The organism is Streptomyces sp. NPDC098789 (assembly GCF_044759975.1).
GTDB lineage: Bacteria > Actinomycetota > Actinomycetes > Streptomycetales > Streptomycetaceae > Streptomyces.
Window position 1 is genome coordinate 207,965 of sequence record NZ_JBIWAJ010000004.1, and the last position, 12,729, is coordinate 220,693.

Genomic DNA, 12,729 nt, shown 5'->3' on the forward strand with positions numbered 1-12,729 from the left:
GCACCGGCGGGGGCGGCCGTTCAGAGCGCCTTGCTCTCCATCGTCGGGCGCAGCCGCGCCAGCAGGGCGTAGAGGGTCGCGCTCTCGTCCTCGTCGAGGGTGTCGAGCGCGCCGTGCGTGGCCTGCATCTCCTCGCGCACGCGCCGGATGATCTCGCGGCCCGCGTCGGTGGCCACGACGTTCTTGACCCGGCGGTCGGCGGGGTCCGCCTCGCGCCGGACGAGTTCGCGGGCCTCCAGCCGGTCGACGATCCCGGTGACGTTGGATGCGTCACACACCAGCAGGGTGGCGAGTCCGCGCATCGGGACCGGTTCGTCGAGCTGGGCGAGGGCCTTGGCCTGGGTGGAGGTGAGGCCGTGACGGGCCGCCGCGGCGGCGAAGTCCCGCCACTGGGCGGTGGCGATCGCGGCGAGGAGCTCCAGCAGTTGGAGCTTGGCGGGCGAGGGCGGTGCGGTGGCGCTCATGCCTGGAGTGTACTCGGAGTGCTTGAGGTCATCAATCATTTACTTGACGTCCTTAACTATCCAGGTCTAACGTCATCCCCCTGACCAATTGCTTGATGCACTCAAACATCTGCGGTCTGAAGTGATCTGAAGCGTTCTGAGTGAAACCCCAGCGTTCTGAAGCCATGAGAAGGTCCTGCCAGCCATGAGCACCCCCGCATCCGCCCCCGCTGCCGCCGGGCAAAGGAACGAGACGGTCATCGTCTTCGCCCTGAGCCTCGCCGCCATGGTCGTGTCGATGATGCAGACCCTGCCCGTCCCGATCCTGGGTCTGATCCGGACCGATCTCGGTACGTCCGCCGCCAACGTGAGCTGGGTGACCACCGCCACCCTGCTCTCCGCCGCGGTCTTCACCCCGCTGCTCGGCCGCTTCGGCGACCAGCACGGCAAGAAGCCGACCCTGATCGCCGTCCTCGGCGTCATGGTCGTCGGTTCCGTCATCGCCGCGCTGGCGACCTCCCTCCCGCTGCTGATCCTCGGCCGCGTGCTCCAGGGCGCCGCGACCGCGATCTTCCCGCTGGCCCTGTCGGTGCTGCGCGAGGAGGTCCGCCCGCAGAAGCTCCCCGGTGCGATGGCCCTGGTCAGCGGCACCCTCGCCTTCGGCAGTGGGCTCGCGCTCGTCGCCACCGGCCTGCTCACCTCGGGCGCGGACGCCGACTACCGCAACGCGTTCTGGATGGCGACCGGCTTCGCCGTCCTCGCCCTGCTCGCGGTCGTCCTCCTCGTCCCGGCCACCCGCCACAAGACCGGCGGCCGCACCGACATCCTCGGCGCGCTGACCCTCGGCATCGCGCTGCTGCTGCTCCTGCTGCCGATCTCCCAGGGGCACGAGTGGGGCTGGTCCTCCGGCCGCACGCTGGGCAGCTTCGCCGGCGCCGTGGTCATGGGCGCCGTGTGGGTCTTCACCGAGCTGAAGGTCCGCGAGCCGCTCGTCGACATGCGGATGTTCGTCCACCGCCCGGTCCTCATGGCGAACCTGGCCGGCATCCTGGTCGGCTTCGGGATGTTCGCGAACTTCCTCGGCGTCTCCTACCTCGTGCAGATGCCCAAGGCGCTCACCGGCTACGGCTTCGACGCGTCCATCCTGCGCGCCTCCGTCCAGTTCCTGCTGCCCGGCGCGATCGTCTCACTGCTCGCCTCCCCGGTCGGCGGCCAGCTGGTCCGCCACCGCGGGCCCCGGATCGCCCTCGCCGTGGCCGCCGCGCTCGGCGCCGTCGGCTTCGGCTGGCTGACCCTGGACCACGAGCACACCTTCTCCGTGATCGGCGCCGGGATCGTCGTCGGCGCGGCCGTCAGCTTCGGCTACGCGTCCATGCCCGCCGTCATCATGGCGAGCGTCCCGCACCACCAGAGCGGCATCGCCAACGGCATCAACTCCATCTCCCGCTCCACCGGCAGCGCGATCGGCAGCGCCATCGTCACCACGATCCTGGCGTCCAAGACGATCGAGCACCTGCCCGCCGGGGTCCCGCCGCTGCCCGCCGAATCGGGCTTCACCCTGACCTTCGGGATCGGCGCCGTCGCCTTCGCGCTGGTCGCGGTGATCAGCTGGCTGGGCCTGCGCGGCAGCACCGGGCCGCGCGTGGTCGAGGCGAGCGCGCCGCGGCCGCAGAGCGTGCCGACGAAGACGCCCGAGGGCGCCGACGCCGGCTGACCCCCTCCGTCCCACCGGCTACCCCACCGGTGCGAACCGGACCACCGCCGCGCGGCCTTCCGCGCTCAGGTGCACGACGCCCTGCTCGCCACCCGTGGCGAGCAGGGCGTCGTACGTTCCCAGCCGGACCCGGTCGAGGTGCGGGCCGGCGAGGGACGCGGCCCCCTCCAGCGCCACCACGAGCAGGACGTCGCGGACCCCGGTCGGGCCGCTCAGGGCGAGGTCGCCGCGCACGACGGCGACCTCCGCCCGCGTGGTGGCCCTGTGGTACATGACGTTGAAGTTCACGACGGGTCCGGCGAGCAGCCGGCAGTCGGTGGCCACGTCCCCCGGGAACCGCTGCGGCGCGAAGCGTTCGTCCACCGCCCGGCGCACCCCGTCCACGGTGAGGTCCATCCCGGCCCCCTCGACCACGGTGAGCGTCCGGTCGATTCCGGGGAACGCCGAGAACGGGCCGTCGGCGGCCACCTCCGCGAGGCTGACCCGCCACCCGAAGTCGCCGGTGGCGGGGCCCCGCCCGGGGCCCGGGGCCCCGGCCGCGATCTGCCGGGTGACTCCCCCGCCGTTCTTCCAGGCCTCGGCCGTCCGGTCGGCGGCCCGCAGGATCCGTACGTCACGTTCGCTCGTCATGGTGATCAGCATGCCTGGGCCGGGGCGCCCGAGCGGATGGGTCCGGCGCGCGCGGCGGCGGCCGCGACCCCCCGTCACCGGGGTGACAGGGGGCGCGGCCGCCGTGAGCCGGTCGTTCAGCCAACCGCGAGATCGTCCCCGTAGACGGATCCCTGGCCGTACCAGCCGTGCAGGAACACCGTGACCGTGCCGGAGGCTCCGGTGGTGAAGGGGACGGACAGCTTGGTCCAGGCCGCGGAGCTGGTCCACGTGCTGGCACTGGCCCCACCGCGTACGCCCAGGTAGGCGTAGCTGCCCTGGACCCATCCGCTCAGCGTGTACTTGGTGTTCGGGGTCAGTGTGAGGGTCTGCGCGCACTCCCCCGTCTGACCGGCGGTCGGCGCCGTCTTCAGGGCGTACGAGCCCCCGTGCGCCGGGCTCGCGACCACCGCGCCCCCGCTCTCGCAGGTCCACGGAGCCAGCGCGCCGCTCTCGAACCCGCCGTTGACCACGGCTCCGCTGCCGCCGCCCGGGCCGGAGACCGTGAGGGTGAAGGTCGTGGAGTGGCCGAGCTGGCCCGCCGTCCCGGTGACGGTGATCGGGTACGTGCCCGGCGCGGCCGAGGCCGCGGCGGTGACGGTGAGCTGCGCGGAGCCGCCCGCCGTGACCGAGCCGGGGGTGAGCGTGGCGCTCACTCCGGCCGGCGCCCCGGTCGCGGTCAGGGTGAGGGTCTTGGCGTTGCCGGAGGTGACGGCCGTGCTGACCGTGGCCGTGGCCGTGCCGCCGGGGGCGACCGACGCCGAGCCGGGGGCGACGGCGAGGGAGAAGTCGTCGGCCACCGGTCCGCCGCCGCCGGTGAAGGGCGCGAAGGTGTGGGTGAAGTACCAGGGGTCCTGGACGATGCCCGAGCAGGTGTCGGAGCCGCCGGTGCCGGGGCAGCCGCCGTTGTCGCGCTGGAGGGCCCAGAAGGAGAGCGTGTTGATGCCCTTGCCGACGGCCCAGTTGTAGACGGCGGTCGCGTCGGCGGTGGTGAAGGTCTCGGCGGCGCCGAAGTCGTCGATGCCCGGCATCTCGGTGACGCCGATCATCCCCCAGAGCTGGGCGGGGGTCTTGGTCGGGTAGAGGGTGGCGAGCTGGTTGTAGAGGCCGGTGGCGGCGGTCTGGGTGTCGGCCGCCATGTTGTGGCTCGCGTTGTCGTAGTAGTCGAAGGTCATCAGGTTCACGACGTCGACCTGCGCGCCCGCGGTCTTCGCGCTCTTGAGGACGGCCAGCCCGCTGCTCGCGAGGCCACTGGTGGTGGTGGGCAGGGTGTAGGAGACCTGGAGCGGACGGCCGCTCGCCGCGGCCCAGTCCTGGACCTTCTTGATGGCCTGGTTGCGACGGTCGATGCCCGCCTTGTTGGTCAGCGAGTTGTCCTCGATGTCCATGTCGAGGCGCACCATGTCGTAGGTGGTGATCACCTTCTCGTAGGCGGCCGCGATCGAGTCCACGTTGGTGCAGCTGTCGGCGATCTCGGTGCCGCCGTTGTCGGCGGCGTACCCGCCGAAGGAGGGGATGACGTCGCCGCCGCGCGAGCGGATGGTGGCGAAGTCGGAGCCGAAGACGGAGGCGGAGATCGGCTGGCCGGTCGAACCGTTCCAGTAGGGGGTGCACGATCCCTTGGCCTCGGTCTGGACGAACGCCATGGTGAGGTACTTCGCGCCGGACTTCTGGGCGAGGTCGGCGGGGCTGTCGTTGGAGTACGCCTCGAAGTAGGGGGCGAACACGTGCGCCGGCAGCGGGGTCGCGGCGGCGTGCGCCGCCGAGTCGGCCGCGAGGACGAGGCCGGTGGAGGCGGTGAGCGTGCAGAGGGCGGCCAGTAAGGCGCGCAGGGACCTGGGGCGTCTCATCGTTGCTCCCGGTGGGGCGTGAGCGAGCGAATGGGCGGACGCCTCATGATTGGTCTGGACCATCAGTCGGTCAAGGGTCCAGACCACTTCATTCCCAAGGGTTTGCCGATCCGTCCAACTCCGCCCCGCACGGCGCGTCTTGGCGGACGAACCGGGATGCGGGGCCCCTTACCGGGACGGGATCCGCACCCCCCGGTAGCCGGGAACAGCGCACCGATGCCGGGCTCGTGGCGGTTCATGACATCCTATGACGTCACAACTCGCCGGGCCGGACCGGTCGATGTCCGGGCAGACAGGGAAGGTCCATGAGGCTCTGCTTTCTGGTGGAGGAGCAGTACCGCCATGACGGCATGCCGAACGAGGTGATCGGGCAGCTGACCTCGTGGGGCCACCACGTGGACGTGGTGCGGTCCGGTGGTTCCCTCCTGCGCATGACCGAGACGGTACGCACGGGCACCCACGACGCGTGGGTGCTCAAAACCGTGTCCGGCGGCCCCGGGCTCACCCTGCTCGAAGCCGCCGCCGGGGCCGGGATGACCACGGTGAACGACGCCCGCGCGATCCGGGGCGTCCGGGACAAGGCCCTCGCCGCGGCCCTGGGCGCCAGCCGCGGGCTGCCGCTGCCGGCGACGTACGCGGTGGCCCGGCCCGAACTCCTGCTGGAGATACCGGACGCGGAGTACCCGCTGGTGGTCAAGCCCGCCGACGGCAGCTCCGGCCGGGCCGTGTACCTGGTGTCCTCGCCGGACCGGCTGGCCGCGATGCTGCCGGAGCTCGCGGGCGAGGGCATGCTGATCGCGCAGCCGTACGTGCCCAACGCGGGCACCGACATCAAGGTGTACAGCGTGCGCGGCGAGCTGTACGCGACCGAGCGCCGTTCACCGCTGCACCCGGACCACGCGGTGCGCGAGAGACGCGTGCCGCTGTCGGCCGAAGTGGCCGCGATAGCCGGGCAGGTGGGCGCGGTGTACGGGCTGGACCTGTACGGGGTCGACGTGATCCTCGGTCCGGACGGGCCGGTGGTGGTCGACGTGAACGACTTCCCGAGCTTCCGCCAGGTGCCGGACGCCGCGGCCCGGGTGGCCCGGGCCGTGCTGGAGCTGGCCCGGGCCGGAGCCGCCGGCTCCGCGGGCGCCGGACCACGACCCGCGATCCCGGCGCAGGCGGCCGCGTCGACGGCGCCCCTGACCGCCACGGCGGGCGAGGCGCTGTGAGGATCGGCCTGATCACCCCCGAGCCCGGACATCCCCTGCTGGCCGGCGCCACCGCCCTGCTGGCACCCGAGCACCGGGTCGAAGCCCTGGACCCGGGCACCGCGACGCGGCTGTCGGGGCCGCCCGCCGACGTCTACCTGCTCAAGTCCCGCACGCCGAGGGCCCTCGCCCTCGCCCGCGAGGCCGAGGCGCTCGGGGCCCCGGTGATCAACTCGGCGGCGGCCACCGAGCTGTGCCAGGACCGTACGGTGATGGCCGGGCTGGCCCGCGGGGCCGGGTTGCCCTTCGCCGCCACCCGGGCCTACGCCACCCTCGCGGAACTGGCCTCGGGTCCGCCGCTCGCGGGACCCGTCGTGGTCAAGAGCCACCACAGCCGTCGGGGCGATCTGGTCGCCCGGGTCGACGACGGGGCGCGGCTGGCCGCGCTGGCCGACCGGTGGGCCGCGGAACCGGTCGTGGTGCAGGCGTTCGCGCCCAACGACGGCTGGGACCACAAGCTGTGGGCGATCGGGGACCGGGTCTTCGCGGCGCTGCGCCGCTCCGAACTCTCCCCCGGCGGGCGGGGCCCGACCCTGCCGCTCCCCCTCGACGAGCTGCCGCCGGGCTGGGTCGAGCTGGTCCGCGCGGTCGGCGAGGTCTTCACGCTGGACGTCTACGGGGTGGACGTCATCGCCGCCGAGGGGGGCGGGGAACCGCTGGTCGTCGACATCAACGCCTTCCCCGGCATCCGGGGCCAGGCCGGCGCCCCCGAGGCCCTGGCGGCGCTGGCCCTGCGCCGCGGCGCGCACCGCACCGCCACCCGCTGATCGGGGCCGGCCGGGCCCCGCGGCCGTCGGGGCCGGTCATCGGGGCCGGCCGACGGCCCGGGACCGCCGGCTCAGCCGACACCCGCCGCCCCGCCCCCGACCACGAAGCCCCCGCTCGCCCGCCGGCGCAGCCGCTCGGCGACCCCGGGCCGGTCGGTCCGCAGGATCGAGTACTGCGCCGAGTCGCGCGGGCTGCCGTCGGCGCCGAGGAAATGGGCCCGGCGCACTCCCTCGAAGGTCGAAGCGGCGTCGGGGATCCCGTCGGGATCGACGTGTCCACCGGAGCCAATTCGGATGCGGAGGGGGCCGTCGGGTGTGAGGGTGCGGCCATGAACCGCGAAATGATCTCCCGCATCGCCCACACCCACCACCCGATCAAGGCCCCGCTCGACGACGCGTCGGTGCGGCGCCTGCTGGAGCACGGCGTCGCCCGTGCGGACGCCCGCCTGCTCGACCTGGGCTGCGGCACGGCGGAGTGGCTGCTGCGCGCGCTCGCGGCGCATCCGGGGACCCGGGCCGACGGCGTCGACGTGTCGCCGGAGGCGCTGGAACAGGCCTCCGCCGCGGCCCGGGAGCGCGACGTACAGGACCGTCTGGTCCTGCACCAGCAGCCGGCCGCGGACTTCACCGCGCCGCACTCCTTCGACCTGATCCTCAGCATCGGCTCCACGCACGCCTTCGGCGGCCTGCTGCCCACCCTCGACGCGGCGGCGGAGCGGCTGGCGCCCGGCGGGCGGGTGCTGATCGGCGACGCCTTCTGGGACCGCGAGCCGTCCCCGGAGGCCGTCGAGGTGCTCGGCGAGTACGAGGACCTCGCGACCACCCTGGACCTGATCGGCGCGGCGGGCTGGACGCCGGTGCTCGGGCACGTCAGCACCCGCCGGGAGCTCGACGACTACGAGTGGACCCTCTGGGGCACGCTGGCCGAGTGGGCGCTGGACCACCCGGACGATCCGGACAGCGCCCAGGCCCTGGCCACGGCCGGCGAACGCCGCTCGGAGTGGCTGCGCACCTATCGGGACAGCTTCGGCTTCCTGACCCTGGTGCTGCGCCGGACGGCCGGGTGAAAAGGTGGTGCGACCCCTGCGGGCCCCGCCCTAGAGTCGAGGGATGAGCACTCGCACCTTCCGCATCACCGTCCGCGGCGCCTTCGACGGGCTCACCGCCGAGCAGCACGCCGAGCTGGTCGCCCGCGCGCCCGAGCACGACATGCTGCGGGCGGAGTTCACCGCCGAGGGCCACCTCACCTACGACATCGCCGCCCGGCCGTTCTTCACCTTCCGGTTCCTGGAATCGGGCGAGAAGGAGGAGGACATCCTGGACGCGGGTGCGCGGGCCGAGCTGGCCGCCGAGGCGTGGCTGGAGGAGCGCGGGTACGGCTTCAAGAACATCAAGTCCCAGTCCCAGGACCTCTCCCTGGCTCCGCTGGGCAAGCGCGGGCGGCGCGCGGCGGCGGCTGCGCTGTAGACCGGCCGACCGGCGGCCGGGCCGGGGCCGGGCGCCCGAGCAGGATCCCGACCAGGGCCAGCAGGAGCCCGCACAGCTGCCGGGGGGCGAGGCTCTCCCCGGCGACCAGCGTGCCGAGCAGGACGCCCGTCACCGGGTTGAGCAGTCCGACGAGGCCGACGGTGGCGGCGGGGAGCCGGCGCATGCCCGCGAACCAGGCCGCGAAGGCCACCGCCGTCGCCAGCACGGCCGTGTAGCCGAAACCGAGCAGGGCGGGTCCGTCCACCGCGGGCGGACCGCCCTCGACGCCGACGGCCAGTGGCAGCAGGAGCAGGCCGCCGCCGACGAGCTGCCAGGCGGTGGAGGCGAGTATCCCGGGCGCCGCCGCGCCGTCCGCCTGGTACCAGCGCTTGGCGAGGACGAAGCCGAGGCAGGACATCACCATCGCCGCCGCCGCGGCGCACGCCCCCAGCGCGTCGACGGCCGTGTCCGCCCCGAGCAGCATCAGGGCCACTCCGGCGACGCCCACGCCGGCCGCCGCCAGGTGGCGCGGGGCGGGGCGCTCCGCGGTGAGCGGCCAGGCGATCAGCATCAGCACCAGGGGCGCCGCCGCCATCACGGTCGAGGCCACGCTGGAGGGCAGGCGCTGGGCCGCGAGGTAGACCAGGGCGAAGAAGCCGCCCATGTTGAGGGTGCCGAGCAGCAGCGACTTCCACCACCAGGATCCGCGCGGCAGCGCCCGTGCGACCGCGAGCAGCAGCAGTCCCGCGGGCAGGGCCCGGATCGCCGCGCCGTACAACGGCTGGCCCGCTGGCAGGAACGCCTGGGTGACGTAGTAGTTCGCGCCCCAGGCCACCGGCGCGACCGCGGTCACCAACGACCACCGCAAGGTATCTTCCATGGAAGCCACTTTACCTTCCAGGGAAGGTATCTTGGGAGGGTGCAGCACGAGAATCCCGCGGACCCCGTCCCCGCCCCTGCCCCGACGCCCGCCCCCGCGTCTCCGCCGCCGGACCGCATCGCCCGGATCCAGGCCGAGTGGGCCCGTGAACGCCCCGATCTGGACGTCGGGCCGCAGGCGGTGATCGGCCGGCTCCACCGGCTCGCCGCCCTGCTGACCGAGCGCCTGTGCCTCGTCTTCCGGCGCTACGGACTGAGCGAGGGCGAGTTCGACGTCCTGGCCGCGCTGCGCCGCGCGGGTGCGCCGTACGAACGCGCGCCCGGCGAGCTGGCCGCGCACACCATGGTGACGACCGGCGCCATGTCGAAGCGGATCGACCGGCTGGAGCAGGGCGGCCTCGTCACGCGCCGCCGCTCGGCCGCCGACGGGCGCGGCCGGGTGGTCGCGCTCACCCCGGCGGGCCGGGAGCTGTTCGACCGGGCCTTCACCGAGCACGTACGGGGCGAACGGGCCCTCCTCGACGCCCTGGACCCGGCGCAGGCGCAGCTCCTGGAAGTCCTGCTGACCACCTGGCTGCGCCAGGTCGAGCCGCCTTCGTAGGGGGCGCCCCGCCGCCCGCCCCGGGATGCGGGGCGCCCGCCGCGGCGGGAGAGTGGCCGCATGGGAATCGATGATTACGGCGGCGGTACCGGGGCACAGTCAGCGGTCCTGGTCGTCACGACGAACGACGTGCCGGGCTACCGCGTCCAGAAGGTGATCGGCGAGGTCTTCGGCCTCACGGTCCGCTCGCGGCACCTGGGGAGCCAGATCGGCGCCGGCTTGAAGTCGATGATCGGCGGCGAGCTCAAGGGCCTGACCAAGACCCTGGTCCAGACCCGCAACCAGGCCATGGAGCGACTCATCGAGCAGGCGCAGGCCCGCGGCGCGAACGCGGTGCTGATGATGAGGTTCGACGTGACCGACGCCGCCGACGTGGGCACCGAGGTCTGCGCCTACGGAACGGCCGTCGTCATCGCGCCCCAGTAGACGGTCCTCCCTGCGGACGGACCTCCCGGGAGACGGACCTCCCGGGAGACGAGCCGTCCCGTCGACGAGCCGTCCACCGCGTCGCCACCTGGTCGTCATGCGCGGCTGTCACGCTGCCCGCGGGTCAAGTTGTACAGACAACTTGACCCGCGTGGGCGACAACGCCCCGCGGACGACGCACATGACGACGGGAGCCGTGATGACGGCAACGACGATCCCCCGCCCACCCGCGCTCTGGCTGCGCGACAACTGCCCCTGCGCGGACTGCCGCGATCCGCGCAACGGCCAGAAGCTGTTCCAGATCACCGATCTCCCCGCCGACCTCGCGGTCGGCTCCGCCCGGGAGGCCCTTACCCCGCTCGGCGAGCCCGCCCACGAGATCGTCTGGGCGCCGGACGGCCACCGCTCGCTCTACCCGCTGGCCTGGCTGGACGCGCACGCCCCGGGACCCGCGGCCGACCGCCCCGGCGACGGGCGGACCGAGGCCGACAAGGAGCTGTGGGCCGCCGCGGACCTGCGCGGGCGGCTCCCCGAGGCCGATTGGGCCGCCTACGCCGGGGACGACACGGTGCGGGCCGAGGCGCTGGAACGCGTCCAGCGGCTCGGCTTCGTCCTGCTCCGCGGGGTCCCCTGCCGCGACCGGCAGGTCCTCGACGTGGCCCGCACCTTCGGCCACGTCCGCGAGACGAACTACGGAGAGCTCTTCGAGGTGCGCGTCGAGCCGGACCCCAACAACCTGGCCTTCACCGCGGAGTCGATCACCCCGCACACCGACAATCCCTACCGCGATCCGGTGCCCACGCTCCAGCTCCTGCACTGCCTCGCCAACAGCGCGAGCGGCGGGGACTCGGGGCTGGTCGACGGCTTCCACGCCGCCGCCCTGCTGCGCGCCGAGGACCCGGCCGCCTTCGCCGTCCTCACCCGCACCCCCGTCGAGTTCGCCTTCGCCGACGCGCACACCGCACTGCGCGCCCAGCGGCCGCTGATCGAGACCGACGCCCTCGGCCGCATCCGCGAGATCCGCTTCAACAACCGCTCGATCACGACCCTGCACCACCCGGCGGAGGTCCTCGACGCCTTCTACCGCGCCTACCGGAGCTTCGCGGCGCTCCTGCTGCGACCGGAGCTGCGGCTGGACTTCCGGCTCGCCCCCGGCGACTGCGTCGTCTTCGACAACACCCGGCTGCTGCACGCCCGTACGGCCTTCGCCGAGTCCGGTGCGCGCCACCTCCAGGGGGCCTACGCCGATCTCGACGGGCTCGCCTCCACCCTCGCCGTCCTGCGCCGCACCGGAGGTGCCCGATGAGGCCACCCGCCGCCGCTCCCCTCGACGAGCTCGCCGCGCTCTTCGCGGGCGAGGGCAGCGCCGAGTACCTGGGCGAGGCCGTGACCCAGGCCGGGCACATGCTCCAGGCGGGCGCGCTCGCGGAGGCCGCCGGGGCGCCCGGCGCGCTGGTCGCCGCCGCGCTGCTGCACGACGTCGGACACTTCCAAGGGGCCGTCACCGGGCGGGACCTGATGGAGGGTCACCAGGACAACCGGCACAGTCACACCGGGGCGGACTGGCTCGGGCAGTGGTTCGGGCCTGAGGTCACCGAGCCGGTGCGGCTGCACGTGGCCGCCAAGCGCTACCTGTGCACCGTCGAACCGGGGTACTTCGCCCTGCTCTCCGAGGCCTCCGTCCACACCCTGCGGATGCAGGGCGGGCCGATGACGGCGCAGCAGGCGCGCGCCTTCGAGGCGCTGGCGGGGGCGGCCGACGCGGTCGCCGTGCGCCGCTGGGACGACCTCGCGAAGGATCCGCGGCGGGCGACGCCGGACTTCGACCACTTCCGGCCGGTGCTGGCCGCCCTGCTGCTCGCCCCCTGAGCGGCGGCCGGGACGCTCGCCCGGTCCCCCCGTCACCCGGGGGTCAGGAGCCGAGGCGGCGGCCGAGCGCGCTGGCCGCCGTCGTGTGCACCGTGAAGGCCACCGTCCCCGGCAGGTAGCGGTCCTGCGACCACTCCACCGGGGTCCCCGCCGGGTCGGTGGAGCGTCGCCGCTCGCGCAGCAGCGCCTCCCCGGCCCGGCAGCCCAGCAGCTGCGCGTCGTCGGCGTCCGCCGGCACGAGGTCGATGGTGTGGTGGGCGTCCATGAACAGCACGCCGTGCAGGGCGAGTTGTTCGGAGTACGAGACGGTGTCCAGCGGCATGCCGGCGACGAGGGCGCCGACGGCCTGCGGGTAGGTGGTGCGCTCGACCATCACCGGCGCCCCGGCCAGTGTCCGCAGCCGCCGCACCCGGTAGACGGGCTCCCCGACGCCGATCCGCAGGTGTTCGGCCTCTTCGGCGTCGGCCGCCACCCGCTCGACCGCGACCGTCCGCCCGCCCGGGTCCCGGCCCAGCGAACGCGCCCACCGGGTGAAGCTGCGCAGTTCGGCGGAGCCCGCGTCGCCCGGTGCGGCCAGCACCACGCGGCGGGTGCCCCGGCGCGAGGTGACCAGGCCGTCGGCGCGCAGCGCGGCGAGCGCCTGGCGGACCGTGCCCCGGGACACGCCGTGTCGGCGGGCGAGTTCGTCCTCCGCGGGCAGTCTGGCCCCGGATCCGTACTCGCCCGCCGTGATGGCGGTCCGCAGGTCGGCGGCGACGCGGAGGTACAACGGGGTCCTGTGGGCTGCCTCGTTCACGGTGCCAGCTTGTCAT

The 12,729-nt window shown here is 73.9% G+C and carries 15 protein-coding genes; 9 read left to right on the forward strand and 6 right to left on the reverse strand.

Going from position 1 to position 12,729, the window contains the following annotated elements:
• Nucleotides 1-20 precede the first annotated feature (20 nt).
• The gene (locus tag ACIQWR_RS11025) at nucleotides 21-464 is read right to left on the reverse strand and encodes a MarR family winged helix-turn-helix transcriptional regulator (protein WP_399257134.1); all 444 of its coding nucleotides are present in this window, start codon (nucleotides 462-464) and stop codon (nucleotides 21-23) included.
• 184 nt (nucleotides 465-648) lie between these two features.
• Here ACIQWR_RS11025 and ACIQWR_RS11030 point away from each other — a divergent pair, with 184 nt between their 5' ends.
• The gene (locus ACIQWR_RS11030; protein WP_404006742.1) at nucleotides 649-2,157 is read left to right on the forward strand and encodes an MFS transporter; all 1,509 of its coding nucleotides are present in this window, start codon (nucleotides 649-651) and stop codon (nucleotides 2,155-2,157) included.
• A gap of 18 nt (nucleotides 2,158-2,175) precedes the next feature.
• Here the strand turns inward: ACIQWR_RS11030 and ACIQWR_RS11035 are convergent, their stop codons facing one another.
• Together ACIQWR_RS11035 and ACIQWR_RS11040 are read right to left on the reverse strand one after the other, a co-directional pair.
• Nucleotides 2,176-2,787, reverse strand: a complete 612-nt coding sequence (locus ACIQWR_RS11035; protein WP_404006744.1) for a HutD family protein — start codon at nucleotides 2,785-2,787, stop codon at nucleotides 2,176-2,178.
• Nucleotides 2,788-2,903: 116 nt separating this feature from the next.
• Complete coding sequence (locus tag ACIQWR_RS11040) at nucleotides 2,904-4,655, reverse strand: carbohydrate binding domain-containing protein (protein ID WP_404006746.1); 1,752 nt, start codon at nucleotides 4,653-4,655, stop codon at nucleotides 2,904-2,906.
• A gap of 305 nt (nucleotides 4,656-4,960) precedes the next feature.
• Between ACIQWR_RS11040 and ACIQWR_RS11045 the strand changes: the two genes are divergently transcribed.
• Nucleotides 4,961-5,869 carry a RimK family alpha-L-glutamate ligase gene (locus tag ACIQWR_RS11045; protein WP_404006748.1) on the forward strand — a complete coding sequence of 303 codons (909 nt, stop codon included), beginning with the start codon at nucleotides 4,961-4,963 and terminating at the stop codon, nucleotides 5,867-5,869.
• Nucleotides 5,866-6,675, forward strand: a complete 810-nt coding sequence (locus ACIQWR_RS11050; protein WP_404006750.1) for a RimK family alpha-L-glutamate ligase — start codon at nucleotides 5,866-5,868, stop codon at nucleotides 6,673-6,675. Before ACIQWR_RS11045 ends, ACIQWR_RS11050 begins: the two co-directional genes overlap by 4 nt.
• Nucleotides 6,676-6,746: 71 nt before the next feature.
• On the opposite strand, the gene ACIQWR_RS11055 is transcribed toward ACIQWR_RS11050, so the two are convergent.
• Nucleotides 6,747-6,902, reverse strand: coding sequence for a hypothetical protein (locus ACIQWR_RS11055; protein WP_404006752.1), 156 nt, complete (start codon nucleotides 6,900-6,902; stop codon nucleotides 6,747-6,749).
• Between the two features lie 102 nt (nucleotides 6,903-7,004).
• Here ACIQWR_RS11055 and ACIQWR_RS11060 point away from each other — a divergent pair, with 102 nt between their 5' ends.
• Nucleotides 7,005-7,742, forward strand: coding sequence for an SAM-dependent methyltransferase (locus ACIQWR_RS11060; RefSeq protein ID WP_404006754.1), 738 nt, complete (start codon nucleotides 7,005-7,007; stop codon nucleotides 7,740-7,742).
• 43 nt (nucleotides 7,743-7,785) lie between these two features.
• A complete protein-coding gene (locus ACIQWR_RS11065; RefSeq protein WP_404006756.1) occupies nucleotides 7,786-8,142 on the forward strand; it encodes a DUF6204 family protein in 357 nt (118 codons plus the stop codon).
• Here the strand turns inward: ACIQWR_RS11065 and ACIQWR_RS11070 are convergent.
• Entirely contained in the window at nucleotides 8,066-9,022 is a 957-nt protein-coding gene (locus ACIQWR_RS11070; RefSeq protein WP_404006758.1) for a DMT family transporter, read from the reverse strand. The two genes, ACIQWR_RS11065 and ACIQWR_RS11070, sit on opposite strands and share 77 nt — an antisense overlap.
• Nucleotides 9,023-9,139: 117 nt before the next feature.
• Here ACIQWR_RS11070 and ACIQWR_RS11075 point away from each other — a divergent pair, with 117 nt between their 5' ends.
• From ACIQWR_RS11075 to ACIQWR_RS11090, 4 genes are all read left to right on the forward strand, one after another.
• Complete coding sequence (locus ACIQWR_RS11075) at nucleotides 9,140-9,622, forward strand: MarR family winged helix-turn-helix transcriptional regulator (protein ID WP_404007481.1); 483 nt, start codon at nucleotides 9,140-9,142, stop codon at nucleotides 9,620-9,622.
• Nucleotides 9,623-9,682: 60 nt separating this feature from the next.
• Complete coding sequence (locus ACIQWR_RS11080; protein ID WP_385772570.1) at nucleotides 9,683-10,048, forward strand: YbjQ family protein; 366 nt, start codon at nucleotides 9,683-9,685, stop codon at nucleotides 10,046-10,048.
• A 199-nt stretch (nucleotides 10,049-10,247) separates the two neighbouring features.
• Nucleotides 10,248-11,354, forward strand: coding sequence for a TauD/TfdA family dioxygenase (locus ACIQWR_RS11085; RefSeq protein WP_404006761.1), 1,107 nt, complete (start codon nucleotides 10,248-10,250; stop codon nucleotides 11,352-11,354).
• Entirely contained in the window at nucleotides 11,351-11,917 is a 567-nt protein-coding gene (locus ACIQWR_RS11090) for a phosphonate degradation HD-domain oxygenase (RefSeq protein ID WP_404006763.1), read from the forward strand. Before ACIQWR_RS11085 ends, ACIQWR_RS11090 begins: the two co-directional genes overlap by 4 nt.
• Nucleotides 11,918-11,960: 43 nt before the next feature.
• Here the strand turns inward: ACIQWR_RS11090 and ACIQWR_RS11095 are convergent, their stop codons facing one another.
• Complete coding sequence (locus ACIQWR_RS11095) at nucleotides 11,961-12,713, reverse strand: GntR family transcriptional regulator (RefSeq protein WP_404006765.1); 753 nt, start codon at nucleotides 12,711-12,713, stop codon at nucleotides 11,961-11,963.
• Nucleotides 12,714-12,729 lie beyond the last annotated feature (16 nt).